Source organism: Runella sp. R5_40 (assembly GCF_057652295.1).
In genome coordinates this window covers 39576-66164 of the sequence record NZ_JBYFCH010000033.1, presented here as the reverse complement: position 1 = coordinate 66164, position 26589 = coordinate 39576, and the positions used below count along the sequence as shown (strand labels likewise).

Sequence of the window (26589 nt, the reverse complement as noted above, 5' to 3'; positions counted from 1 at the left end):
AAAAATAACCCCATTAATCAAATCCCTATTCCCTAAAATAAGGGAAACCCAGTGTCCAGTATTTAGCGGTCAGCACAAAAATAGCTTTGCTCAGAAAAAGAGTAAAGCACCTTACTTTTCTCGGGAAGTGACCATTGAGGACAGCGTTACGCTTACATTGATTAATGAGTATATTGAAAAGGTGCCTCAAAAAAGAGTAATCAGATTATCCATTTCAGCCATAGAGGGCATTTCTTACCGATTAGAGGCCGTGGATGCGTTTGAAATCATTGAAGCCAACAACCCATTTTTTATGTTGAAACACAAAGGGTGTTACATTTTGATTGATAATGGAGTAGGAATGATGTTGAAAGGTAATGAAAGTTTTGTCAAGTACATTAAAAAGAAATTGAAGCGTTTCTTGGTTCATAGTCAAACTATAAGAGACTTAGGAGGTGGGATTCAAGAAGTAAAAACTTCCAACTATGAGCCTCCTGTCATGTCTGCGACTTATTCGCGGAGCGGCGTAAAAGTCCAATGGAATGGCCTTTGAGTGCATCGGCTGGAAGCCTTGGAATAAGCGACACGAGCGGTGACGCTCGCGCCATCGGTAATCAACACAATTTACAGCATGAAAATAGTTATCTTTCTCTCTATCAGTTTATTGATGATTCAAAATGCCTTTGCTCAGAAAAAGAGTAAAGCACCTTACTTTTCTCGGGAAGTGACAATCAAAGACAGCATTACATTGTCATTGATTAATCAATACATCGAAAAAGTACCCGAGAGAAAAGTGCTAAAAATGACTATAACCGTGGTAAAGGACACTATTTTTTATCAGTTTGCGGCCATAGCTACTTCGGATGTAATCTCTGAAATTGTTAGACCTCTTTTTGTGCTCCAACACAAGGGCTACTATGTATTAATCACCAGTGGAGTGGCTAATTTGGTTGAAGGAGATCAACATTTTGCTAACTATATTGCGAAAAAACTGGCAAAGTATTTGGAACCAGGTAGCACAACGAAAACCCTTAAAGATGGTAGTCAAGAAATTAATTTAGGGCCAATCTATGACCCTCCTGTCATGTCTGCGACTTATTCGCGGAGCGGCGTAAAAGTCCAATGGAATGGCCTTTGAGTGCATCGGCTGGAAGCCTTGGAATAAGCGACACGAGCGGTGACGCTCGCGCCATCGGTAATCAACACAATTTACAGCATGAAAATAGTTATCTTTCTCTCTATCAGCTTCTTGATGATTCAAAATGCCTTTGCTCAGAAAAAGAGTAAAGCACCTTACTTTTCTCGGGAAGTGACCATTGAGGACAGCATTACGCTCACCATTTTTAATCAGTACATTGACAAAGTACAGAAGGAAAAAGAAAAAGTGGTTCACGTATCTATTGGCGCGGTCAAAGACACGATTTATTACCGTTTTGAAGCTGTTGCCACTTTTGAAGAGATTACGGATTATTACAAGCCCTTTTTCTTATTCGAGCACAAAGGCTACTATTTTTTGATTGATAACGGGGTAGGCCGTATGTTTCAAGGAAATGAGCAATTCCCCAAACACATGACGAAAAAATTGAAGAAACACCTGATGTGGGGTTATACAGAAAAGGATGCGGGCGGTGGAGTGAAAGAGGTTTCAATGCTATCATTTGACCCTCCTGTCATGTTTGCGACCTATTCGCGGGGTGGCGTGAAAATTCGATGGGATGGGCTTTGAGTGCATCGGCTGGAAGCCTTGGAATAAGCGACACGAGCGGTGACGCTCGCGCCATCGGATAAATAGTAGTCGCTCGTGAGACACGAGCGACTACTCAAACTTGTGCTTTGGCACTTAAAATACGAAGCCAAACCGCACTGCCATTCGGTTATAGACGCGGTTTTCCCACTTCTCTATTTCACCCCAGCCCAAAGGCTCGGTGGACTTGGCGTGTTGACGCTTGTAACTGAGGGAAAGCACCAACGCACTTCCTGATTTTAAGCCAAATTTTAAGCCTAACCCTGGGCTAATCATCATTCCGCCGTTGGTTTTGTAGCCCGTTGCGTCGGCATGAAGCCATTGAAATCCGTAACCCGCATCCAACATTCCCAACAAGGTCACGTTGTTTTTACTTTTGGCTAAGTCGTAGCGTATGCCTGCGGCAACGGGCATCAATAAAGCCGATTGGTACCAATCCAACCCCGTTGTCAGTCCCACGGCCATACGTGGCTTTAGTTGGACTCCGTTAAACGTTTGCAACGTTAAACTAAGGCGATTTTCGACTTGTTGCTGAACGGGAACGCTCCACGGAATATCGTACACCACTCGTCCAAACAACCCACCTACTTCGGTCATGTTGACGTAATGAGGCTTAAATTGCGCGGATGCGGTGAGTGTACACGCTAGTGTACAGATGAGTATCAGCACACTACACCATTTTTTCAAAGAATTTATTTTAGATGCTTCCAACATGGCAAAGTGGTTTAAATTTCAACCCGTTTTACAGGAATTTTACTGATTTGACGAAGCTCTGAAGCGTTTGAAACGTCAAACTGATAAAGTCCATCTTTCCCAATCATCAAAAGCGTTTTGTTCGACAATGGAATCACGTCGTACGCGTCCATGTCTTTCAGGTGTTGAAGTTGTTTTACGTCAAAATCATTGGCAATGTTCAATGATTTAAGTCCGTGCGTGCCTTCACACAAGTATAAATTAGGGTAATCGACGCCCAAACCGTGGGGGTTTTGCATTGGATACGATTTCAACAAGCGAGGAGTCCGCAAATCGGTAATATCAATCACGTCGAGTTGATTTAACCCACGATTACAAGTAGTACCCGACCGCAACGTCACGTAGGCACGGTTATCGGTCACGACCACGGGGTCGCACGACATGGCGTGTTGGAAGGTTGATAGGTGCTGCGGGTTTTCTGGATTACTGTTATCATAAATAAACATTCCCGTCGTAGAACCAATAAACAGCTTATCGCGGTAGGGGAAAATGGTTTCGATACCCCTACCCAATGAGATTTTTGTTGAAGCCTTGGGCTGTGAAGGTATGCCAATGTCAAACAGCTGCATATCGCTTTGACCTACAGTATATAAGTACTTGTCATACAGCGCAAAACGTGCCATTGAGCCTGCCTGTCCTTGCGCATTTGAATTGGAAGGAACAGTGCTCGACTGAAGAGAAGCACTACGGCTATCCATCGCAAAAAATGTTCCTCCCCACCACGAACCATTGCTATTTTCGCAATTAGTTTGAATGGTTTCGGTAACAATCTGCATATTTTGGTCATGAATCGCGCCCGTAGTTGTGTTGAGCGACCACCAAGCACCATCAAATTGACCCGTCTGAAACACGTCTTTTTGGCGGCTTATTTCTTTCACTTCCAATGGGTTAGAAATATCCAACGCCACTAAATCAGAATAGCTATCGGCGTACAAAACATTCCCACGGACGGCCATGTCGCCATTTCCAGGAATGGTAATGAATGAAATGATTCTGGGCGCGGCAGGGTTAGAATTATCAATGATGTGTAAGCCTTTTTTTTGCTCGTTGATAAATAGATAATTTCCTTTGGCGTAAATTTTCCCTGGGGTTTCTAGGGCATGTGCTGTTTCGGTACGTACGCCTTGACGAATTTCGGCCAATGAAATGGTTACGGGCGTGAAGCGTTTGTACTTACGCGTTTCGGTGCAGTGGTCGGTGCACGACCATTGCGCAAGGCCAACAATAAAAAGAATAGGTAAAAGTAAACGTCTCATGGCAAACGGGGGGTTTAAGGTGTTTATACCCCAATGACGCTTTTCTATTTCATTGCGTTGGAACGCAAATAAAATAATCACTTTCCTCGCCACCACTCACGGCTCCAACGGCGCTCAAAACTCCATCCTTTGGCTCGCAGCAGCAACGGGATGTAAGCATGTGATTCTTTGACCGAAATCGCTTGTTGGTACAACTCATCGTCCGTCAAAACAACTTTTTCGTAGCTCTCTCCCTTTTTCACTGTCAAATCCGCAAAAGGAAGTTCTTCTAACACAGTATCCCCCTTTTCCAATGCCGTTTGCTGCAAACGATGTTTCAAAAGCCAACTCGACGGTCGTTTATGAAGTTCCAGTGGCCGTGGACGGTAGGTTCCCGAAGACACATTCAGCGCATACGCTAAGTACGACTTCAACAGTTTAGGTCCCGAATGTACGGCCATTTCTACCTGAAGTTGGTCGGGCCAAATGCTCGTCACCACATACACCTTTTGCCGCGCCCGAGTGACCGCTACGTTCAACCGATTTTCTCCACCACGGGCATTCAAACTCCCAAATTGAGCACGAAATCGCCCGCGGGCATCAGGTGCGTATCCCACCGAAAAAATAATAATATCGCGCTCGTCTCCTTGCACATTTTCAATGTTTTTGACAAAAAATGACTTCTTCCATCCTACCTCGCCTTGTTCGACCGTTTCTTGCAGGAGCTGTTCAATCAACTGTTGCTGTGGATAGTTGAACGTCACCACACCCACCGACGCGTTGGGTTGTTCGTTTTGCAACATTTTCACCAACTCTACCACCCTCTCAGCCTCTGTCGTATTGCGATTTTGTTCCCAAACTCCATCCACTTTGACGTATTCAATCGCTGGGATGCTTTCGTTTATATCCTGAAAATGAGGCAGTAACTGAAGTTTATTTTTGTAAAAATGTTGGTTTGAAAAATCAATCAAATCCAAAGAACGGCTTCGGTAATGCCCTTGTAGCAACGTATCCGAATAGAAATGTTTGGCCAAATCCAACAACGACTCCACTTCCAACGCAACCTGCTCTTCTTCGGTTTCGTTTTCATAACGCGCACGATACAAATCGTACGGCGCCAACTGCTTGCTATCGCCCACAATCACGGCTTGTTTGGCCCGATAAATCGCGGGAATGCCGTACTCAGCATAGCACTGAGAAGCTTCGTCAAAAATCACCACATCAAACAATCCACGCCTAAGTGGAAAAACGGCCGAAACAGTTTCGGGTGATGCCATCCAACATGGCACCAAGCGAAAAACCTCTTCGGCATGGTGTTCCATCAATTTTCGTACGGGCCAAATCTTCCGTTTTTTGGTCACTTGGTGCTGCAATTCGCGGTAGGTTGTGCGATTTTGCAAGCGATTAAAGCTAATTTCTTTGTAGGTTTGCTCACGAAGCTGCATCCCCAATATCTCCCGACTCAGCGCCTGTTTTTGTTCAATCAACTGCTGAAGTTCTTCTTCCCACTGACTCATTTTTAAGGATGAAACCGACCTAAGCACGGGATTTTTTTCTTCTAAATGCGCCAACCAAGCCAGCCGTAGCGAATTCTGAACTACGTCTATCCACGAATGCGACGTTTCGGTTTGCAGCTTTTCGTATATTTCTCGTTCCGATTCGGACAATTCATTTTTCAACGAATCCATTTCTACCAAAGCATCAAAATTTGACTCAAGCGCTTTTTTTAGTTCTGCTCCGTACGCAGCCGACTCCTCCAATCGCAACAACTGCCCTTGAGTCAAATAACGTTGCCAACGTTGGTACTTACCCGAAAACTCCGAAGCCAAAGTCAACAACTGCATTGTCACGCTCGCCCATTCATCTTTTCCTTTTAAAGCCAAATTTTCCAGAAAAGGGGCATTTTGTTGCATTTCGAGCTGTAGCTGTGCCGCTTGCTCCATTGCGGCTACTACTTCTTCCCACCGAAGCAGGGTCTGACTCATACTTCTCTCTCGTATCGCAATCGCTAACTTATTTTCAACCTCGTCCACCCACTGCTCCAGTGCTTTTCGATTTTCGAGTCGTTGACGCAGTTGGTACAAATCAGTCAGCTCTAGGGTTAGACCTAGAGATGCCGTAAAGTCTCGAAAGTAGTCTTTATCTGAATAAAAAAGCCATTTTACCACCGACTGACGGGCCTGTATCAATGCCTGAAGGCGGTGTTCAAAACGGGGCAGTTCGGATGTTGGAAGTTCATCCATTAAAACTGACCCTCCCATTAATTTTTGCCCACTTTTGTGTGCCTTGGCCAACCATTGTGCGAGCGATTTGGTCATTTTTCCGCTAACGCTACGCTCAAAAAAATCCCAATTCATGGGCAGTTGCAAGCGTTCTTGCCATGCTCTTACTTGTGTATCTAGCCGATGGAGTTGCCGTAAATGCGCCGCATTCAAGGTTTGTCCCAACCACTCACTGGTCGATTTTCGGTTATATTCGTAGGTTTGGATGGATTCTTCAATGGTATTTTTTACCTCTGTTATTTCCTGAAAACCAATCCGAGAAAAGTCAACTCGTTCTTCCCAAGGATGCGGTGAAGGCAAAAAACGCTGGTATTGCTCCAAGCGACGCAGTTTCTGTAAGAATGTCTCCAAGCGGTCGTCAAACCGAAACTGTCGAAATTGAGGAATGGGACTATTAGCCGCCTGCGACGAGCTGGTGAGGTACAATTCTTTGGGCGACAAACCGCATTCATTAGCATCAAAAAGCGCCTCTTTGAAGGCGTTGAGCTCACTACAAAGCTGTTCAATCGAGCGACTTACCTGCAAAAATTGCCTTTCTAGCACAATCGAATCCAACGCATAATTCTGCTTCTGGTACTCATCGACTTGGCCAATTTGGGCATCAAGTTGGGCGTACAAATCCGCTCGGTCGTTCTTAAAATCGTGAATAAGAGCCGCAAAAGGCGCTACACCTACCTGTCGAAGCCGTTCGTACACCACATCCAACGCAACCCGTTTCTGACATACCAAAAGCACACGTTTACCACGTGCAGCAAAATCGGTCATGAGGTTCGCAATCAACTGCGACTTTCCCGTCCCTGGCGGCCCTTCTACCACCAACGACTCCCCCTGCTTTACCCTCAGCAGCGCCTGTTCTTGCGAAGCGTCCTGCGGAAACGCAGTGAACGTATTGGCTTCTTTTATTGGAGCCGAAAAAGCACTTGCCTCCTCATCGTCAACCCGTTTTTCCTCTTGCGAAATAAGCGCTTCATAATCGGGTGCTAAATAACTCCCCGCCTGCGGAAAAATCCCCAGAACTGCCTCAGGGTAAAGTTTTAGCTCTCCATTTTGTTCCAAAAGCTCAAGGTCGGCTTTTGAACATTCATCAAAATACTGCAACGTATCTTGAAAAATAGCTTGGTTGAAGTTGAGTTTAAGTGCACTTTCTTTGAGCAATTCGTACAACTCCGTCCGAAACACCAACGAGTCGCGGCTCAGTTCTTCTAGGTTTTTTTCCAGTAATTCATCGGGGATAGTTACCTGATTAAAATACCCATAGGCCAACAAAAAACTACGGTTGAGTAAGGTAGGCTCAGGGCGACGACGAAGCTCCCAGTAAGCGACGTTTTCTTCGTTTTTTTGAAGCGTTACGGGAAAATATACCAAAGGCGCATGTATCACCGTACCATCCATCAATTTTCCTCTCACAAACGGATAGCCCACGTACAAATCTTCCGAACCACGTTCTTCCTCGATAAATCGCTCCGTACGGGCCAATTTCCGCAACCGCTTGCTTACTTCATTGCCTTTTTCCGAACGCGGGTCAATCACTTGGCCCAACCGAACCGTTTTTTTCTGGGCAATCAGGTCGCTCAAAACATCAAATGCCGAGCGATTGTCCACAAAATCCAACGCTTTCCAATCCAAAAACTGATCAGCCGAAAGAGTGGATAACAACAACGAACGGTTTCGACTGCTCAGATTGGTCAAACGGCGCAGGTATTTTTTAAGAATATCAGGAGTCAGATTCATTCTTTGAGGGAGAAATAGGGCGTAAAACAAATATACACCTCCTTGTTTGAGTTCAGTAAACTTTCACGATATTTGTCAATGGTATGCTTGCAGACCACCGACGATATGACAAAATACAATCAACCCTAAAAACCGAAATGCAGATAGCTCAACAAGTTCTTTTTGCCGTGGCGTTAGGAGTAACGGCATGGCTTATGTCAAAACGGGTAGGAATCATCAAAAAAACGATTCAACTAGGCAAATCCGACGACCGCACTGACCGCCCCAACGAACGTCTGAGTACCATGATACGCGTAGCGTTTGGCCAAAAGAAAATGTTTGACCGACCTATTGTAGGGATTATGCACTTTGTCGTTTATACGGGGTTCTTGCTCATCAACCTCGAAGTGCTTGAAATTGTCTTGGATGGACTTTTGGGTACGCATCGTTTGTTTGCTCCCGTACTTGGAGGTTTTTACCACACACTTATCAATTTCTTCGAGTTTCTGGCCGTTGGCGTCCTTGCCGTTTGCGTTATTTTCTTAATTCGCCGCAATGTCACCAACGTAGAACGCTTACAACCTACGCGCCACCGCGAATTAAATGGTTTTCCTGCGCTGGATGCCAACGTTATTTTAGTCACAGAAATTGTCTTGATGTTCGCTATTTTGAGCATGAATGCAGCCGATGCCTTATTGCAAGAACGTGGCGCTGAGCATTATCCATTGGTAGGTGGTTTCTTCTTTAGTACTTTTTTGCAGCCTTTATATTCAGGTTTATCAGACGGCGCCCTCATTGCCATTGAACGGGGGGCTTGGTGGTTCCATATTTTAGGAATTTTCGCCTTTGCCTTATACGTAACCTACTCTAAGCACCTTCACATCTTTTTGGCTTTTCCCAATACCTATTTTGCCAATCTCACCTCCAAAGGAGAAATGCAAAATATGCCAGAAATCACCAAAGAGGTAAAAATCATGCTCGGTTTAGACCAGCCTGACGCCACCGAGGCACCCGCCGAAATCGGCCGTTTTGGCGCAAAAGACGTTACCGATTTGAGTTGGAAAAACTTGATGGATGCCTATTCGTGTACCGAATGCGGGCGCTGCACATCTTCTTGCCCCGCCAATATGACAGGTAAAGCCCTGTCACCGCGCAAAATCATGATGGATACCCGCGACCGTTTGGAAGATGTAGGTAAAATCATGCTGGCCAACGGTGGCGAATTTAAAGACGATGGCAAAAGTCTGCTCGGTGGTTATATCTCCGAAGAAGAGATTTTGGCCTGCACAACCTGCAACGCCTGCGTTCAGGAATGCCCCGTTCTTATTAGTCCGTTGGACATTATCCTTCAATTGCGCCGTTACAAAATCATGGACGAAGCCCAAGCACCTAGCTCATGGAACGCCATGTTTAACAACCTTGAAACTAATCAGGCGCCATGGAAGTTTTCACCAAGTGACCGCTTCAACTGGGCTGATAACTTAAAATAAAAACAAATGAACGTCCCTATTGTAAATAATACCGAAGAAAACCGCTTTGAATGGTGGATTGATGGACAAGTCGCTTTTGTCGATTATGCCCAAACCGAAGATGAGCAAATCACCTTTTATCATACCGAAGTACCTCCATCATTGGAGGGGAAAGGGATTGGGTCAGGCTTGGCTAAACACGTATTGGATTACGCACAGAAACACCATTTAAAAGTGCGCGTGCTTTGTCCGTTTATCAAAACCTACATCCAACGCCACCCCGAATATCAGCAGCTTACTTTTCTATAATCAGAAAATTGTCCAACAAAAAAGCGGAACAAGTATTTGCTCCGCTTTTTTGTTGGGTAAAACACCCCTGTTTTATTCACCAAAGTGTTTACGTACTTTCACTAAAGCCGAGCCAATCACTTGGTGCATATCGTAGTAGCGGTATTCTGCTAGGCGTCCACCAAAAATTACATTGGTTTCAGCTTCTGCCAATTTGCGGTATTCTCTCAACAAACGGTCGTTTTTATCGTCATTGACAGGATAATAAGGCTCCTGCCCTGGCGTCCACTCTTGCGGATATTCGTGCGTAATCACCGTTTTTTCTTGCGTTCCAAACTCAAAATGCTTGTGTTCGATGATTCGCGTAAACGCTGTTTCGCCGTCAGTATAGTTCACCACGGCATTTCCTTGGTGGTTAGCAGTATCCAGCGTTTGGTGCTCAAAACGCAAGCTACGGTACTCCAAATACCCTAATTGAAACCCGAAATACTCATCCAATTGGCCCGTATAAACCACTTGTTTTGCCAACGCCTCGAGCTCAGCACGATTCTGAAAAAAATCTACGCCCAAACGCACATCAGTTCCTTCCAGCAGGGCTTCGTTCAACTTGTTGTATCCACCAATCGGGATTCCTTGGTAGCGATCATTGAAGTAGTTATTGTCAAACGTAAAGCGAACGGGCAAGCGCTTAATGATAAAAGCGGGTAAATCCACGCATTTACGCCCCCATTGCTTTTCGGTATAGCTTTTAATGAGTTTTTCGTAGATGTCTGTTCCTACCAACGAAATGGCTTGTTCTTCCAAGTTTTGAGGGTCTTTGATATTCGCCGCCTCAATTTGCTCCTGAATTTTAGCTTTTGCTTCTTCAGGCGTTTTCACCTTCCACATTTGGTAAAAGGTGTTCATATTAAACGGCAAATTGTACAACTCCCCGTTGTAATTAGCAACGGGCGAATTGGTGTAGCGATTAAACTCCACAAACGAATTCACGTAGTCCCAAATCTCTTTGTCGTTGGTATGGAAAATATGCGCGCCGTAGTAGTGCACATTGATTCCTTCTACATTTTCGCAGTAAGTGTTCCCACCTATGTGGTTTCGGCGGTCAATGACCAAGCATTTTTTCCCGCGTTTAGTGGCTTCGTGCGCCCAAACGTTTCCAAATAATCCAGCACCAACAATTAGATAATCGTACATTTTGTTTAAAGTTGGCAGTTAATTCGATGGTCTATGGTCGATAGTCAACAGTCGGTGGTCATCAGCCAACAGAAAATCACTGTAAGCCATCAACCGTGGACCATGGACTATCAACTATGGACTACCAGCAATCAACTGAAGTTAAAGTCTCCAATAAGTTATTTTCTCGTCCGTATTTCGATACATTCCTTTCAAATCCATCAGAATGGGCGCTTCTTTCATGATTTGTTTAAAGTAATCAATACCCAGTACTTTGTATTCATTATGCCCCACCGACACAATCACCGCATCATAATCGTTTGAGGGCTTGTCCATCAGCGTAAGGCCATATTCGTGCGCTACTTCATTGGGAGAAGCGTACGGGTCAACGATGTGTACATTGACCGAAAAGCTCATCAATTCTTTGATTAAGTCCGCTATTTTTGAATTACGGATGTCTGACACATTTTCTTTGAAAGTAATTCCCATCACCAGCACCTTCGCGTTTTGGGGGCTCTTACTTTTCTGAATCAGCATTTGTATCAAACGCTTGGCGATAAAGGCAGGCATTCCGTCATTAATACGACGCCCACTGTGAATGACTTGCGGGTCGTAACCTAATTTTTTGGCTTTATAAAGCAAATAATAAGGGTCAACACCAATGCAATGCCCTCCTACCAGGCCTGGATAAAATTTGATAAAATTCCATTTCGTTCCCGCCGCTTCTATCACATCTTTGGTATCTATCCCCATACGGTCAAAGATAATCGCCAACTCGTTCATCAGCGAAATGTTCAAATCTCGTTGGGTATTTTCAATCACTTTGGCTGCTTCGGCAACTTTAATTGTCGGGGCTTTATAAATACCTGCTGAAATAATTTGGCCATAGACTTGGGCAATTTCTTCTAACGCTTCGGCATCACTCCCCGACACAATTTTCAGAATTTTATCAATAGTCCGTTCTTTATCTCCTGGGTTAATTCGCTCAGGCGAGTAGCCTATTTTAAAATCTTCTCCAAGTTTCAACCCAGATTCTTTTTCCAAAATAGGCAAACAATCTTCCTCCGTACAACCAGGATAGACAGTTGATTCATAAATCACATAATCTCCCTTTTTTAGAACTTTGCCAATGGTGTGCGATGCGCCAATTAAAGGTTTTAAGTCAGGAACTTTATAATCGTCAACGGGTGTCGGAACTGCTACCACAAAAAATTGGGCTTGCCGCAAATCTTCCAGATTTGAGGTAAAAACAATATCCTTCCCATCAAACACCGACGCCTCTAGTTCTTGTGAAGGGTCAATACCACGTTGCATCAGCTCAACACGGCTATGGTTAATGTCAAAACCAATGACCCGAAAATACTTCGCAAATTCGAGGGCAATAGGCAAACCTACATACCCCAAACCAATGACAGCTATCTGATTTTCTTTCCTGAGGAGTTGTTGATACATTTTGTTCTTTAATCAATCCACAAATATAGCATACTACTCCACTGAGTACCAAATGAAACAGCCCTGACATTGCGGGCCAGGGCTGTTTCAAATTATGCTATTTTGTGCGTCTATGGCATCAATTTCAATTCAACGCGACGGTTTTTCTTCAATCCATCTACTGTACCATTATCAGCGATTGGTTTGAATGCACCGTAAGCGTCCACCACAATGCGGTTTGGATCTTTCAATCCTGCCTGTGACAAGTACTGCTTCACAGCATTTACGCGGCGCTCAGACAAGGCTACATTGTAGCGGTCAGATGCACGACGGTCGGCGTGACCAGCCATTTGGAGGCGGCATTGTGTTTTGTTCATCAACTCTACTACTTTGTTCAACAAGTCGTAGAATTCAGGTTTGATGATGGCTTTGTCAGTATCAAACAATACGTTGGCAAAGATTTCTGAACAAGCCATACCTGGCAGGGCATCTTTCACGTATTTGTCGAAATCAATTTTCTGACCAGCACCCGTTACGATACTTCCAGCAGGTGTATTTGGCTCTTTATCGAAGTAATCAGACACACCATCGTTGTCGGTATCTATCAACAAACGAGGGTCGATTTCTTTTGGCTTATTAGCTTTAGCAATTGAATCGATTTCGGCCAATGAAAGGATTTTTGGTGGTTTAACCAACAACTTAGGATCGGTATAACGCAAGTGGTAAAAGCCTTTTCCTGCATCCAAAGCATTAAAATCATACGCCCATTTGCCATTTTTCTTTTCTACACGAAGTGGGTTTTTACCCAATTTGTACGTCAAGCTAATCGCAAAGAAACCATACTTATCAAGCGCCGAATTTCCTTTAGGTGTTCCTAAGAAACTGGTAGCAGTTCCTCCTTGGTACAAACGTCCACCTTCTCCGCCATCATAGATAGCCGATGGGTCACCGCCCACGGTAGCGTCTAATTTTTCAGTATTGACGTTGTTCAAACGGAAATCCAAACCTAAATCAAGGTTTTTCGTCAGTTCATACGAAGTAGTGAACCCTACAGGAATCACCCACTCCTGCGTGTAAGCAGAAGCTTTTTTGTTCAATTCAGTGATGTTGTTACGCAAAGTCGGAGAATCATCCGAACGACGTTGCAAACGACCTGAACCTAACTGATAAGCCGTTGAACGGAACCAAATTTGGCCTGCACCACCATAAACATCCATTTTCCAACGCTTCATCTTGGTAGGGCCAAAGAGCAACCCTTTCAAGTTAACCGTTGCAGCTACATCCGCTTGGAAATAGTTTGCATTGAAGTACGACTGGTAAATACGGCGTTTCATCCCCTTGAGGTTACCTCCACCTACATCGAGGCGTGCTCCAAAAAGGTAGGTAAGTTGTTTGCCAAGTGTTAGACCCACGTGCATGGTTCCACGTTCCGACTGGCTATCGAAATTGTTCGTCCCAACGGGCCAAAAGTCATACTCACGCAAGTCACCATAGAACTGACTTGGACCCGCATATACTCCTAATGACCAAGTGTTCATTTTGTAGGGACCTTCATAAGGAGCTTTCGGATTATACTGTGCTTGGGCCTCAAGCAAGCATGTTCCCAACACTAAGAACGTGACAAGCAGAAATACTTTTTTCATAATAAACCTTTTTGTAATGTTGAATAAGGGGGATACGTTTATCTTTATCTTAATGACTTCTACTACGGCAAAAATAGTCTTTCCGAACCAAATTCGACAACAAAAGTAGAGATTCAATTTTTATTTCAAAAATGTTTTGGCTTTCTAAAGAAAATTCTTTTTGCCCAATTTTCAAAGCCGCTGGTTTATTTTCTTTAAAATTTCGTTCTTCCACTGGGCAAAGGTACCTGCCAAAATTTGCTCACGAGCCTGACCCACAAGCCACAAGTAGAAAGTTAGGTTGTGCACACTGGCAATTTGCGAACCTAAGATTTCTTCCGATTTAATCAGGTGGCGAAGGTAACTCTTTGAATAAAAAGAACTCACATAACCGCCCAATGTTTCGTCAATTGGACTAAAATCATCCTTCCATTTCTCATTTCGGATATTAATCACTCCCTGCGTGGTGTACAAAATACCGTGGCGGGCATTGCGCGTAGGAAGCACACAGTCGAACATGTCGATACCAAGGGCAATGCACTCTAAGATATTTTCGGGTGTTCCTACCCCCATCAAATACCGAGGTTTGTCTTTGGGTAAAATATCACACACCAACTCCGTCATTTCGTACATATCTTCGGCGGGTTCTCCTACCGATAACCCACCAATGGCGTTTCCTTCCCGCCCCATGCTCGCAATAAATTCGGCCGATTGACGTCGCAAGTCTTTGTACGTACTTCCCTGAACAATCGGGAACAACGTCTGGCTATAACCATACATCGACTCCGTAGCATCAAATCGCTCGCAGCAGCGTTGCAGCCAGCGATGCGTCATTTCCATAGACTTCCTTGCGTAGGAGAAGTCACACGGGTAAGGGGTACATTCGTCAAATGCCATGATAATATCGGCTCCGATTCTCCGCTGAATATCCATGACGCTTTCGGGCGTAAAAAAGTGCAAAGACCCGTCGATGTGCGACTTAAATTTCACGCCTTCTTCGGTAATCTTACGCCCCGTTCCTGCCAACGAATACACTTGGTATCCTCCACTATCAGTCAAAATAGGAAAATCCCAACCGTTAAATTTGTGTAACCCTCCTGCTTTTTCCAATATATCCAGTCCTGGACGCAAATACAAGTGGTAGGTATTCCCCAAAATTATTTGCGCCTTGATGTCTTCTTTTAATTCGCGTTGGTGTACCGCCTTCACCGTTCCCGCCGTACCTACTGGCATAAAAATAGGCGTCTGAATCGCCCCGTGGTCAGTATGCACAACCCCCGCGCGGGCTTTTGAATGCGGGTCGTTGGTCACTAAGTCAAATTTCATCCGTGTTAGTTTGATTAATTTTTTGCGCACTTGGTGCACTTTTTCTGCAAAAATAAAGGTCAATATTGGTTTATCTAGTTCCGCAACTTTCTGTATGCCAAAATACCCCGTTATATTTGCGCACTTATTGAGAATGCATGGATATACTTTATTTCCCTGATTGGTCTTCACATCCCGTTGTTAATCTATCGTTAGGCATATTCGGCGCCGTGGTCGTCGTTCAGCTTTATTACGTTTTGGGCGTTTTTACACGACTGCTCTTTAGGCGCTCTACCGAGCCCCCTGCCCAGCTTCCTGCGGTATCTGTCGTAGTATGTGCACACAACGAACTCGACAACTTACGTGCATTGCTCCCAATGCTTAATGAACAAGACTACCCCAACTATGAAGTGATTGTCATGGATGATCGCTCTTGGGATGGTACGGTTGATTTTGCCGAAACAGAAGCCCAAGCGTGGAAACGTGTTCGTTTTTTGCACATTGAGCAGGAATACGACCACGTCACTCCTAAAAAATACGCCATCACAACGGCCATACGCAGTGCCAAACATGACATTATTTTATTGACCGATGCCGACTGTCGCCCTACCACCGACCAGTGGATTAAGGGGATGGTTGCGTGTTTGACTTCGGACAAACAAATCGTTGTAGGTTTTTCCCCTTACGAAAAGCAGCCTGGGTTTCTCAACCGACTTATTCGCTTTGAAACATTTTACGTGGCGGTTCAGTACCTATCCTTGGCCTTGGCGGGAAAACCCTACATGGGTGTTGGGCGGAATTTGATGTACCGTAAGTCACTATTTCTTCAAAACAAAGGCTTTTATAGCCACTTGCGGGTAACGGGAGGAGACGATGACCTTTTGATGAACGAAATAGCAACTGCCCAAAACACCGCAGTTTGCCTTGACCCCGACGCCTTTATGGTATCTATTCCCAAAAGTACTTGGGCGGCGTGGTACTGGCAAAAGAAACGCCACCTCTCCGTAAGTAAGTACTACAAATTTCCCAATAAAGTTCGGCTATCAGTTTTATCGGGAACACATGTGCTCAGTTGGGTGTTCTTTATTGGTTTAGGAATCTGGGGAGGCGTATCGTTTCCACCTTTGCAATTAGGCTATATTATTATCATTGCCGCTATTTTTGGAATACGCCTATTATCCCAATGGATTGTTTTAGGAATTGCTTCGCGTAAGCTGTACAAATCTGTAGGCTGGTTTGCGATTCCATTTATGGATTTTGTTTTATTTATTTATTACATCGTTATGTCGGTGGTGATGTGGACCAATCGACGCAAAAAAGTACGCTGGCGGTAAGCCATTTGATTATGGAAATCATCGAAAAATATTTTCCCCAACTCACTCCTTCTCAACACGACCGTTTTGCTCGTTTGAAGGACTTATACGCTCTTTGGAACGCCCAAATCAACGTTATCTCACGGCAAGACGTTGAAAATCTTTATGAGCGCCATGTTTTGCATTCGCTGGCGATTGCCAAAGTGGTACAATTTGCCGAATTTGCCAACATCCTAGACGTAGGTACTGGAGGTGGTTTTCCTGGGATACCGTTGGCCATCATGTTTCCAGAAGCCGAATTTCATTTAGTTGACAGCATTGGTAAAAAGATAAAAGTGGTAGAAGCCGTGGCGGAAGCGCTTAACCTCACCAATGTCCGTGCCGAACACTGCCGCGCCGAACAAGCCGATAGCGACTATGATTTTGTTGTTACGCGTGCTGTAGCCCGAATTACGCCTTTACACGGCTGGGTCAAAAATAAAATTAGTCGCAACCACGTTCATTCTATCTCCAACGGCGTATTGGCTTTAAAGGGGGGAGATTTAGACGAAGAAATGAGCGAGCTCAAGCGCAAATACAAAATCTACAACTTACAAGACTTTTTTGAGGAAGATTTTTTTGAAACAAAAAAAATCGTTTACGTCCCAAACTAACATAGTCAACACCGTAATTTTAATGACCAAATGAACGAAATATTCAAATCAAGTAGCATCAAAGACCCTGTTCGCCCCAACGAAGTACACCTGACCGACAAAGGAGTAAGCTTCAAATTAAAGAAGCTCATTGGCGGCACCGAGCAGTTTGTGTTTTACAGCGACATTTCAGGCGTAGAGATTGACAGCGGCATGTTTTTTGCCACTATTCGCGTTATTCCTCGTGCAAGGCCCGAAATTGTGATTGAAAACTTCACCAAAGGAGATGCCCAACGCATCAAAGAGCTCATTTTAGAGCGTGTATAATTGACTGATTTTAAGAGCAAAAGGCTGTTTAATCAAAAAAACAGCAAAAAAATATCAAAAAACTCTTGCGTCTAATTGCAGAAGCTACTACTTTTGCACCACCAAAATCGGAAACGATAACGGTCAAACTCTCGAATAGCTCAGTCGGTTAGAGCATCTGACTGTTAATCAGAGGGTCGCTGGTTCGAGCCCAGCTTCGAGAGCCTCTCAATCAAGCACTTAGCAGAAATGTTAAGTGCTTTTTTTTGCTACGTGCAATACAAGTTGCTCCACAAATTTTGGTTTTGATCCCTTTTACCACAAAGCATCCCAAGAAACCCTTGGTCTTTTCATCGTCAAAATTTCCAAGATAACTTTGAATTGTTTGAATCTAGCCTAATTTTGCCTCCCTATTTCACCGCCGAGAAACCAATCAAGGGCGGATGAGTCATGAACTCATACCAGTAGTCAGATGAGGCTTGTGATGGGTCTAAAAAAGGACCTTGCCACTGAAAATCCCGAAAACCTGCCTTGGCAAAAGCACGTTCATAAGTAAGGGGATGAAAATAGAAGTTATTGAAGCTAAACTCCGTCCCATCTAAATTGAACATTCGATACCTCACAAAATCACCTTCGTTTCGTTGGCTAGTCGATTCTTTTACAAAACCGTACTTGCGATAATTAGGATAATGCTGAAGTTCATTGTGGGGATTGTCATTGAATCCCACAAATCGACCCGAAGACGGAAGATGTTCGTACACTACTTGGCAAAACTGGTGTAAGTCATCGGCCGATTGCGCGTAATTCAGCAAATACATGCCCACCACCACATCAAATTGACGCTCTAATGACATTGTTAGCGCGTCTTGCACCAAATAGTCACAGCCCAAAGGCGCTTTAGCCTCCGTTTCTTGCGCGAGTTCAATCATCCGAGTGGATAGGTCCACGCCCAAAATGGTGGCAGCCCCCCGTTTTTTAAGTTTACGAGTGTAGATACCCTCCCCACAAGCTAAGTCAAGAATGTTTAGCGCAGTTGCATCACCAAGCAGTTGCTCAAGGGTATATTCTTCAATGTATTTGCGGAAGTCCAATTGCTTCGAATCGCGGTATTCGTTGGCAATAGTGTCGTAAGAGCTAGCGTCCATATCGTTGGTTTTCAGAAAAATACAACAATATTTTCTTTCTTTACAATAGCTACCCTACATTTTCATCGCCAAACGCTCAATCGTGTCTAGCAAAGCCGTCAAATCGTTCTCAGTCGTCAGGGGGTTCATCAACGAAACCCGCAAGTACAATTTGTCGCGAAGCGTTGTTTGAACAATATAAAAAGCTCCTTCTTCCAGCAGTTTTTGGCGAATGGCGGCATTCAACATTTGGATTTGCTCCGCTGTGCGTCCCTCTCCCACAAACCGAAAACACACGATGTTGCTTTCGGGTGCTAAGGCCAATTCAAAACCTTGCCGTTCGTGTACGAGTTGCGCAAAACGAACGGCAAGGTCGTGTAATGTCTCTACGTTTTCAGTAAAAATCTCCTCTCCGTAGGTTTTGAGAATGGCGTATATTTTTACACTCATCATGAGCTTTGTACACTCAAAGGTTCGCTTACCTGAGTTAAACCATTCTTGCGCGCCTTGATTTGCCCACAAATACTGCGCTTTTTGGTGAAATGTTTGAAACGAATCTTGGTTTCTCTTAAAGAGTAAGGCCGTTGCCAAAGCGGGGGTTAATAGCATTTTGTGCCAATCAATCACCACCGAATCGGCTCGCTCAATGCCCTTGACCAATGGTTTATAGCGTTCGGAAAAAACCACTGCTCCGCCGTGTGCTCCGTCCACATGGAACCATAATTGGTGTTTTTCACAAAAATCGGCAATGGCTACTAAGTCGTCGTAAGCGCCTGTTGAAGTCGAACAAGCACTTCCAACGACTGCAATCACTTTTCGGCCACTTTGAACCGCTTTTTGGTAATACGCTTCCAACAACTCGGTTCGCATCTGAAAACGCGCGTTGGTCGGAATTTTGATGATACCGCCACTTCCCATCCCCATGGTTCTTGCCGCGCGGTCGATGCAGTAATGTGCTTCTTCTGACACCAAGACCGCCAAAGGTTGTTCGTGGCCGTTTTCCCATACTTCTGTCTGGGTAGCGCGAGCGGTGAGCAGCGCAGTGAGGTTCGCCAACGTCCCTCCCGAAGTCAATAGCCCGCTGGCCTCCGCCCCAAAGCCAATTTTATGCGTCAACAATTCACTCAAAATGCGCTCAAGGGGGTTGGACACCAATCCCATTTCATAGACCGCCATGCCGTTGTTCAACAAGCTGGTCAGCATTCCCGCCATGGCTGCCATCGGCAACGGCGGTGACACTTGGTGCCCCATGTACCGTGGATGGTGCAAATGGGTAGAACGCTGGATTACCTCTGCAAAAAAATCGGACGACGCCCCTGCGCCTTCTTGAGCATTCTGTTGCCAGAAAAGAAAATTTTCCTCGGGCGACTGGTAGGGAATGACCGTCTCAAGTTGCTGACTTTGCGCAGCAGCTAAATAATCCGCGAGCTGGTCAACGAGTCGATGGGCTTCTTCCCGAAAATGCTCGGCAGAATACGCTTGTTGTAAACGCATGAACTTAGGTTAAAAAAATTACAAATCTTCTATTCGGAATAAATGGAAAGGTAACAAATACGGGTCAAGTTCGATGTAGTTATACTCCCCTTTCCAAACGTACTTGGACCCCGTTAGCAAATCGTGGACAATGAAATCTTCCCAACCTGCTTTCCCAATTTTATGCAACGGAATCCGCACCGTATTACCTCGACGGTTATACCCGTCCAAATTCACCACGCACAAAATACGATTGCCATCAGGATGCGTTTTGAGATAGGCCAACAATTGGTCGTCATTGATGTCACAAAACGTAATATTATTGGTTTGTTGCAAAGCCGCATTCTCTTTTCGGGCGCGGTTTACTTGCGTTATGACGTAGGTAAGTTTATTGGTATGATTCCAATCCCAGTGTTTGATTTCGTATTTTTCGGAATTCCAATACTCCTCTTTTCCTGGAAAAGCCTCATGTACCATAAATTCATAGGTAGGGCCAAAAATTCCGTAATTCGACGACAGCGTTGCGGCCATAAAATAGCGAATCAAGAAATTTGGCTCATGTCCTGACTGTAACAATGGCGGGTTGATGTCGTGTGTGTTTGGCCAGAAATTTGGACGGAAATAGTGTTTCATTTCTGTTTGCGTTAGCTCGGTCATGTACGCTATCAGCTCCTCCTTCGATGTTCGCCACGTGTAGTACGTATAAGACTGATTATAACCACCTTTAGCCAATCGCTGCATTACTTTTGGACGCGTAAACGCTTCTGCCAAAAATATCATATCGGGATATTTTCTCTTGGTTTCAGCAATCACCCAATCCCAAAACGCAAACGCTTTGGTGTGGGGATTATCCACCCGAATAATGCGCACGCCCCACTCGGCCCACACAAAAATAATGCGACGAAGCTCCAACCATAAGCTCTCCCAAGCTTCGGTTTCAAAATTGATGGGATAAATATCTTGGTATTTTTTTGGTGGATTTTCGGCATATTGAATCGTTCCATCAGGACGAATCTTAAACCATTCGGGGTGATTTTTGGCCCACGGGTGGTCGGGTGAACACTGAATCGCTAAGTCCATCGCAATCTCCATTCCGTGGGCTTTACACGCCGCTACCAAGGCTTTAAAATCATCAAGTGTTCCCAAGTCGGGATGAATTGCATCGTGCCCCCCCAGTTCAGAACCTATGCCGTACGGAACCCCTGGTTCATTAGGCTGGCACAACACATTGTTATTTTTCCCCTTCCGAAACTGCATCCCAATCGGGTGAATGGGCGGCAAATAAAGCACATCAAAGCCCATACGTTCGATGCGAGGCAACAAATCTATCACATCGCGGAAGGTTCCGTGCTGCCCAGGTTCTTTGGCCGCCGAACGCGGAAACATCGAATACCACGTTGAAAAGCCTGCTCTCGGACGGTCAACCCATAGGCGCAGTTCTTTATACCGAGTCACATTTTCACGGTACGCGTACTTTTCTATCCATTCGGCCATTTGCTCGCCAATGGCCAACAGCACCGCTTCGTTGTAGCGTTTTTCGTCTCTAAATGCCTTTATCGCTTCCTGAATCGCTTTTTTATCTTCTTTGGAGGCATTTTTTACGATTTTTTCCAACAAACTCGCCCCCACCAACAGTTCACTATTGACGTGCTGCGCATCGCGAATTTTGAGGGTAATTTCGTGCTCCCACGACGCGAGATGATCTACCCACGCTTCGATGGTATAAAGATAGTCTCCTTCTTTTTCGGCGATAAATTGCCCTTCCCAACGGTCGTTATTAACAAACCGCATGGGTACTTCAGACCATTTTTTTTCAGATTGATGCTTAAAACAGAGGCGTGCGGCCGTTTTATCGTGGCCATCACAAAAAATATCGGCTTCTACCTGAATCACTTCGTTGGGAACGGCTTTGATATAAAACTGTCCCCCGTCTAGCTCAGGAGTTACTTTTTCAACGATAACGCGGTTTTTTCCAGCAATTTCGGCGAGATTCATCATAGGTTTATTGGTTTTACGCCCTAAACCTAAAAAAATACCCCGACGTGAACAAGCGTCGGGGTAGGGATTTATTATTTCTTGGCTTAAAAACCAATCCGTTGTCGCTCGGCGGGTACTTGCGTACGTTCGCGCAGTAAATCTACGATGATTCTTCCTGCCAATTTTTCTTTTAATAGCTGATTTTCAAGGCGTAGCTTTTCATTCTCCATTTTCAGTTTTTCAAGCTCTAGCTGCTGAATTTGGGAAGTAATAGCATCTTCTTCGCCCATTAAATGCCCCAATGAAGTCGAAAATACGTGGGCAATACTTTGAAGCCGTGAAAGGGTCAAGTCGGTTTTAGCTCGTTCAATATCCCCATAGGCTGTGGTGGAGATACCGAGCATGTCGGCCACATTTTCTTGCGAAAAGCCTTTTTCGAGGCGAAGGAGTCGGATTTTTTCAGCAATCGTTTTCATCATGCTATAAAAACGACGAAAGCTTCGCGAAGGTTCGCAAAGCTTTCATTTGTTGTACTCGTTTGTTGCGGCGAAAATTATTTCGCAGCTGAAGTATCAGCAGCAGTAGTATCAACAGCAGCAGTAGTATCAACAGCAGCAGTAGTGTCAACTGCAGCAGCAGCTGTAGTGTCAGTAGTAGCAGCTTCTTCAGTTTTACCGCCACATGCTGCTAGAGTCATCATACCAGCAACAAATAAGAATGCAAATGCCTTTTTCATTTTTTGTGATGTTTTTAAGGTTTCCGTTACAAAGGTAAATACATTTTTAATATTTGCAATGGTTTCCTTAAAAAAAAATTAAAAAATTATTAAAGTTCAAATTAATTCCTTGAAAAATACAATTTTTTGACACTTTTCCTTTTTAGAGCACGTAAAAAAGGGTCAAAAGTCGCAAGTAATTCCCCTTAACTTTTTGATTATGTGCTGGTTTAACCAGTTTCATTTTTATTGTCTTCTCAAAAAATTTTCACTGATTAATCTCAAAGAAACAATTTTACTTTTTGATTCAAGGGGGGTTTTACGTATAATTGCTACCATTCATCTCCCATTTTTCTAAACTCTTTTCAACCTCAATGAAAAATCTCTTTTACCTTTTTACACTCGTTGTACTACTTGCATCCTGCCAAAAGCGGGCATACGTCACTTTCATCCCCGCTCCTACTTTTGAGTATCACTCAAGCCCACAAAAGGGACAAGTACAAACTCATACCCCTGAACTAATTTCCGAAGCCCTTGCTTCTGCACCGCAGGAAGATAGTACTCCAACCATCCCCGAAGAAGTCGCTCCTACTGAAATAGTAGCTGCTTCAACAGAGGTCGCTTCTACCACAAGCACTACCTTCCAGCCTAAAAAAGTATCATTAAAACAACGCATAGCCCAGCGAGTGGTAGAACGTAAGCTCACAAAAATGGGCGTTTTAAAACATACACAACCCAAAGCCGCTAAAACCGACGGGGTATCAGTCGCCTCATTTCTAGCCGCCATTCTTGGCATAGTAGGTTTATTTGCCACGGGTTGGCTATTTTTAATTGGAATGGTCGCGGCCATTGTTCTAGGCTTTATTGGCCTCAGCCGCGTTCGTCATAGCAACGGGCAACTCGGAGGAAGAGGCTGGGCCATTGCAGGACTTGTTCTAGGTTTTATCGAACTCTTGTTATTAATTCTTGGCGTCTTGTTTGTTGCGGCTTTGATTAGCGGCTTTGGCGCTTAATCTTATTTTATATGAAAAGAACCTTGGTCATAGGTGACATACACGGTGGTTTACGTGCGTTACAGCAAGTAATGCAACGCGCTACTGTCACGACCGAGGATACGCTCGTTTTTTTGGGTGATTATGTCGATGGCTGGAGCGAATCGGCCCAAGTCATTGATTTTTTGATGAAAATTTCGTCAAAACAACCCTGTATTTTCATCAAAGGAAACCACGATTTATGGTGTGAGGGCTGGCTTGAAATGGGCCTTGCCCCGCACCATTGGTTGCTACACGGCGGAAGTAGCACGGCCAAAAGTTATCAACGCTACAACATTGAAGCAAAGCTGGCTCATTTGGCTTTTTTTAGTCAGATGAAATACTACTACATTGATTCTCAAAACCGTTTGTTTGTACACGGTGGCTTTACGTCGGTGTATGGCCCCGAACAAGAAGAGGATGAAACCGTTTGCTGCTGGGATCGTACCTTGTGGGAAACGGCAGTCAGCATGGATAAAAACCTTTCTTCAACGCTTTATCCTAAGCGTTTTAAGCGCTTCAAAGAAATTTTTATTGGCCACACGCCAACCCTCAATTACCACACTGATTTGCCCATGCACCGTGCCAACATTTGGAACATTGATACAGGCGCCGCTTTTCACGGAAAACTCACCTTAATGGATGCGACCACCAAAGAATACTGGCAAAGCGACATCGTCCAAACCCTCTACCCTGGCGAAGAAGGAAGGGGGAAGAAGTAGTTTGTCGGTTTGTAAGTTTACAGTTTGTAAGTTTGGGGTTTAGAGGTTGAAGTTTTTATTTTTGGAAAAACCCAAAACCGTAAACCCAAAACCACAAACAGTAAACCGAAAACCCAATAACTAACGCATCAACTCCCGAAGGACATCCAGTGACTTGATTTCTCCTAACCCTTCCAAGTGGACTTTGTAGAAAAAAATGAGTGCGTCTAGCAATTTGCTACGTTGAAGGCGGTCTAAATGGACTCTGGCTTCGTAGGGTAAATGTATAAACACTTGTACTGCCTCTCGCATTTCGGGTTCGAGGGTATATGGATATAAATTCTCCGCCAGTTGCTCCTCAATTTCCTTGACCGTTTCGGGTCCAAAACCTAGAAAAAACGCAAATTTTGCCAAAAATTGAAGGTGAAAATTTTCGTATCCCGTCGTCGTTTCTTCCAAATAAGTGATGGATTCGCTAAGAAATTCAAACAAAGGACTATTAGTTTCTTCCTCTCTGAGTGTTTTAACCAAAAGTTCGGTGATAAAAAGCGCAATACTCGATTTTACAAAATCAAACGGGAGACTTTTAAATGGCAAACTACATTTAATTTCGGATAGACGGTGGATGGTTTGTTCTTTACTCTTATGGTACACCACCAAGTCGAGCAAAGTCAGTGGCTGAAACAACGCAATTCGGTTGGTTTTGGACTTGGCTGACCTTACGCCGTTTACGATATAGCTTTGAATACCAAACTCTTCCGTGTAGATTTTGGCAATAATCGACGTTTCGCGGTAACGAAGGAAATTGAGTGCTATGCCACGGGTTTTGTGAATCATAAGGGAGATACTGACGAATAGTGGGGCGTGAGTCGTAGGAATTTCAGTAATTTGCCGACCAAATTAGATGTCAAGTTTATGGAAAAATTGCTAGTAATTAAAATAGGCGGCAACGTCATTGATAATCATGAAGCCCTCGATCGCTTTTTGTCGTCGTTTGCGAGCTTGCCTCAACACAAAATATTAATCCACGGTGGCGGCAAAATCGCGACCCAAGTGGCCGAAAAGTTAGGCATCGAAACCTTGATGGTCGATGGCCGACGCATTACCGACGAAGCCATGCTGAACGTCGTCACGATGGTCTATGGAGGTTTGGTAAACAAAACCATCGTTGGAAAACTCCAACAAAAAGACAGTAATGCCATTGGGCTCACGGGTGCTGATGCGGCCGTTATCAAGGCCCGTAAACGCCCCGTAAAAGAAATCGACTACGGGTTTGTGGGCGACGTCGCAGCGGTGAATAGCGACCAACTGTCCGCCTTTCTCCGTGGTGGCCTGGTGCCTATCATTGCCCCTTTGACCTTCGACCCTGCTTCGGGAAGTATGCTCAACACCAACGCCGATACCATGGCTTCGTCGGTGGCAGTAGCCTTAGCGGCCCAGTTTGAAGTAAACTTGGTGTATTGTTTTGAGAAAAAAGGCGTCTTGTCTGACCCTACCAACGATGACGCCGTCATTCCTCAAATTGCCCCAAGTGCCTACCAAGCTTACAAAGCCGAAGGGGTAATCAATAAAGGAATGATTCCCAAACTTGACAATGCCTTTGCCGCCCTCCAAAATGGCGTGGCCAAAGTAACCATTTGTCATGCCGACCAACTTGCTACGGCCGTCAATGATGGCAGTGCAGGAACCCAACTCATCAACGAATAAAAGTAACTATTTCTAACAACCATACTATTTTTTTATGACTGCCGAACAAAATCTCGCAAAACTTGGAATTACTTTACCACCTCCGCCAGCCAAAGGGGGTGTTTACACGCCTGTCGTTGTCACAGGAAATTTAGCGTATATCTCTGGACACATCTCCTTGGAACTTGACGGTAGTCTGATTGCGGGAAAAGTAGGCAGAGACTTAACCGCCGACGAAGCCAAAGAAGCTGCTCGTAAAACAGGCTATTTACTTCTTTCGACGCTTCGTTCGCAGTTTGGTAGCCTCGATAAAATCAATAAAGTAGTAAAAATCTTGGGTATGATTAACGCCATTCCTGAGTTTGAACAACACGCTTACGTCATGAACGGTTGCAGCGAACTGTTCGCTGAAATCTGGGGAGATGAGCGCGGCGTAGGCGCGCGGAGTGCCGTAGGCATGGGTTCATTGCCGCGCATGGCCGCCATCGAAATCGAAGTTATTTTTGAGTTAGCCGACTAATGTGAGCGAGGTTGCTCACAACCTCGCCGTGTTCGGGATTACTCACAACCTCGCTGTGTTCGGGATTACTCACAACCTCGCTGTGTTCGGGGTTGCTCACAACCCCGATGGTCGTTGAGA

At 44.6% G+C, this 26589-nt stretch carries 25 protein-coding genes and 1 tRNA gene; 13 read left to right on the top strand and 13 right to left on the bottom strand.

Going from position 1 to position 26589, the window contains the following annotated elements:
* From AC23N5_RS29545 to AC23N5_RS29535, 3 genes are all read left to right on the top strand, one after another.
* Positions 1-532: hypothetical protein (locus tag AC23N5_RS29545; protein ID WP_487758282.1), on the top strand; the 532-nt coding region annotated here is incomplete at its 5' end.
* Between the two features lie 78 nt (positions 533-610).
* A complete protein-coding gene (locus AC23N5_RS29540; RefSeq protein WP_487758281.1) occupies positions 611-1117 on the top strand; it encodes a hypothetical protein in 507 nt (168 codons plus the stop codon).
* Positions 1118-1195: 78 nt separating this feature from the next.
* Positions 1196-1705 (top strand): hypothetical protein, encoded by a 510-nt coding sequence (locus AC23N5_RS29535; protein WP_487758280.1) that lies wholly within the window; start codon positions 1196-1198, stop codon positions 1703-1705.
* A 114-nt stretch (positions 1706-1819) separates the two neighbouring features.
* Here AC23N5_RS29535 and AC23N5_RS29530 read toward each other — a convergent pair whose 3' ends face one another.
* The 3 genes from AC23N5_RS29530 to AC23N5_RS29520 all read right to left on the bottom strand — a co-directional run bounded on the left by AC23N5_RS29530 (position 1820) and on the right by AC23N5_RS29520 (position 7724).
* The gene (locus AC23N5_RS29530) at positions 1820-2392 is read right to left on the bottom strand and encodes a hypothetical protein (protein ID WP_487758279.1); all 573 of its coding nucleotides are present in this window, start codon (positions 2390-2392) and stop codon (positions 1820-1822) included.
* Between the two features lie 56 nt (positions 2393-2448).
* On the bottom strand, positions 2449-3732 hold the full coding sequence (locus AC23N5_RS29525) for an LVIVD repeat-containing protein (RefSeq protein WP_487758278.1): 1284 nt from the start codon (positions 3730-3732) through the stop codon (positions 2449-2451).
* Between the two features lie 77 nt (positions 3733-3809).
* On the bottom strand, positions 3810-7724 hold the full coding sequence (locus tag AC23N5_RS29520) for an AAA domain-containing protein (RefSeq protein WP_487758277.1): 3915 nt from the start codon (positions 7722-7724) through the stop codon (positions 3810-3812).
* A 137-nt stretch (positions 7725-7861) separates the two neighbouring features.
* On the opposite strand from AC23N5_RS29520, the gene AC23N5_RS29515 reads away from it, so the two are divergent.
* Positions 7862-9193 carry a 4Fe-4S dicluster domain-containing protein gene (locus AC23N5_RS29515; protein WP_487758276.1) on the top strand — a complete coding sequence of 444 codons (1332 nt, stop codon included), beginning with the start codon at positions 7862-7864 and terminating at the stop codon, positions 9191-9193.
* 6 nt (positions 9194-9199) lie between these two features.
* On the top strand, positions 9200-9481 hold the full coding sequence (locus AC23N5_RS29510) for a GNAT family N-acetyltransferase (protein ID WP_183975150.1): 282 nt from the start codon (positions 9200-9202) through the stop codon (positions 9479-9481).
* Between the two features lie 72 nt (positions 9482-9553).
* Here the strand turns inward: AC23N5_RS29510 and glf are convergent, their stop codons facing one another.
* The 4 genes from glf to tgt all read right to left on the bottom strand — a co-directional run bounded on the left by glf (position 9554) and on the right by tgt (position 15012).
* The gene (glf, locus tag AC23N5_RS29505) at positions 9554-10654 is read right to left on the bottom strand and encodes a UDP-galactopyranose mutase (RefSeq protein WP_487758275.1); all 1101 of its coding nucleotides are present in this window, start codon (positions 10652-10654) and stop codon (positions 9554-9556) included.
* Positions 10655-10795: 141 nt separating this feature from the next.
* On the bottom strand, positions 10796-12085 hold the full coding sequence (locus AC23N5_RS29500) for a nucleotide sugar dehydrogenase (RefSeq protein ID WP_487758274.1): 1290 nt from the start codon (positions 12083-12085) through the stop codon (positions 10796-10798).
* Between the two features lie 110 nt (positions 12086-12195).
* Positions 12196-13707: an OmpA family protein gene (locus AC23N5_RS29495; RefSeq protein WP_122933911.1), complete on the bottom strand. Its 1512-nt coding sequence runs from the start codon at positions 13705-13707 to the stop codon at positions 12196-12198.
* Between the two features lie 171 nt (positions 13708-13878).
* Positions 13879-15012, bottom strand: coding sequence for a tRNA guanosine(34) transglycosylase Tgt (gene tgt / locus AC23N5_RS29490; protein ID WP_183975164.1), 1134 nt, complete (start codon positions 15010-15012; stop codon positions 13879-13881).
* A gap of 137 nt (positions 15013-15149) precedes the next feature.
* On the opposite strand from tgt, the gene AC23N5_RS29485 reads away from it, so the two are divergent.
* The 4 genes from AC23N5_RS29485 to AC23N5_RS29470 all read left to right on the top strand — a co-directional run bounded on the left by AC23N5_RS29485 (position 15150) and on the right by AC23N5_RS29470 (position 17466).
* Positions 15150-16325, top strand: coding sequence for a glycosyltransferase (locus AC23N5_RS29485; protein ID WP_487758273.1), 1176 nt, complete (start codon positions 15150-15152; stop codon positions 16323-16325).
* Between the two features lie 11 nt (positions 16326-16336).
* Positions 16337-16957 carry a 16S rRNA (guanine(527)-N(7))-methyltransferase RsmG gene (gene rsmG / locus AC23N5_RS29480; protein WP_487758272.1) on the top strand — a complete coding sequence of 207 codons (621 nt, stop codon included), beginning with the start codon at positions 16337-16339 and terminating at the stop codon, positions 16955-16957.
* 30 nt (positions 16958-16987) lie between these two features.
* Positions 16988-17263, top strand: coding sequence for a PH domain-containing protein (locus tag AC23N5_RS29475; protein WP_028522138.1), 276 nt, complete (start codon positions 16988-16990; stop codon positions 17261-17263).
* A 129-nt stretch (positions 17264-17392) separates the two neighbouring features.
* Positions 17393-17466: transfer RNA gene (locus AC23N5_RS29470), tRNA-Asn, on the top strand.
* Positions 17467-17652: 186 nt separating this feature from the next.
* Here AC23N5_RS29470 and AC23N5_RS29465 read toward each other — a convergent pair.
* From AC23N5_RS29465 to AC23N5_RS29445, 5 genes are all read right to left on the bottom strand, one after another.
* A complete protein-coding gene (locus tag AC23N5_RS29465) occupies positions 17653-18387 on the bottom strand; it encodes a class I SAM-dependent methyltransferase (protein WP_487758271.1) in 735 nt (244 codons plus the stop codon).
* A 54-nt stretch (positions 18388-18441) separates the two neighbouring features.
* A complete protein-coding gene (locus tag AC23N5_RS29460; protein ID WP_487758270.1) occupies positions 18442-19860 on the bottom strand; it encodes a pyridoxal phosphate-dependent decarboxylase family protein in 1419 nt (472 codons plus the stop codon).
* A gap of 18 nt (positions 19861-19878) precedes the next feature.
* The gene (locus AC23N5_RS29455; RefSeq protein WP_487758269.1) at positions 19879-21837 is read right to left on the bottom strand and encodes an alpha-1,4-glucan--maltose-1-phosphate maltosyltransferase; all 1959 of its coding nucleotides are present in this window, start codon (positions 21835-21837) and stop codon (positions 19879-19881) included.
* A gap of 83 nt (positions 21838-21920) precedes the next feature.
* Complete coding sequence (locus AC23N5_RS29450; protein ID WP_487758268.1) at positions 21921-22295, bottom strand: helix-turn-helix domain-containing protein; 375 nt, start codon at positions 22293-22295, stop codon at positions 21921-21923.
* 74 nt (positions 22296-22369) lie between these two features.
* The gene (locus tag AC23N5_RS29445) at positions 22370-22552 is read right to left on the bottom strand and encodes a hypothetical protein (protein WP_028522143.1); all 183 of its coding nucleotides are present in this window, start codon (positions 22550-22552) and stop codon (positions 22370-22372) included.
* Positions 22553-22905: 353 nt separating this feature from the next.
* Here AC23N5_RS29445 and AC23N5_RS29440 point away from each other — a divergent pair, with 353 nt between their 5' ends.
* Both AC23N5_RS29440 and AC23N5_RS29435 read left to right on the top strand, forming a co-directional pair.
* Positions 22906-23544, top strand: coding sequence for a DUF4190 domain-containing protein (locus tag AC23N5_RS29440; protein WP_487758267.1), 639 nt, complete (start codon positions 22906-22908; stop codon positions 23542-23544).
* An 11-nt stretch (positions 23545-23555) separates the two neighbouring features.
* Positions 23556-24284, top strand: a complete 729-nt coding sequence (locus tag AC23N5_RS29435) for a metallophosphoesterase family protein (protein ID WP_487758266.1) — start codon at positions 23556-23558, stop codon at positions 24282-24284.
* Between the two features lie 120 nt (positions 24285-24404).
* On the opposite strand, the gene recO is transcribed toward AC23N5_RS29435, so the two are convergent.
* Entirely contained in the window at positions 24405-25100 is a 696-nt protein-coding gene (recO, locus tag AC23N5_RS29430; protein WP_183975183.1) for a DNA repair protein RecO, read from the bottom strand.
* Positions 25101-25178: 78 nt separating this feature from the next.
* On the opposite strand from recO, the gene argB reads away from it, so the two are divergent.
* Entirely contained in the window at positions 25179-25970 is a 792-nt protein-coding gene (argB, locus tag AC23N5_RS29425) for an acetylglutamate kinase (RefSeq protein WP_487758265.1), read from the top strand.
* Between the two features lie 34 nt (positions 25971-26004).
* Positions 26005-26469 (top strand): RidA family protein, encoded by a 465-nt coding sequence (locus AC23N5_RS29420; protein ID WP_028522147.1) that lies wholly within the window; start codon positions 26005-26007, stop codon positions 26467-26469.
* The last annotated feature ends 120 nt before the right edge of the window (positions 26470-26589 follow it).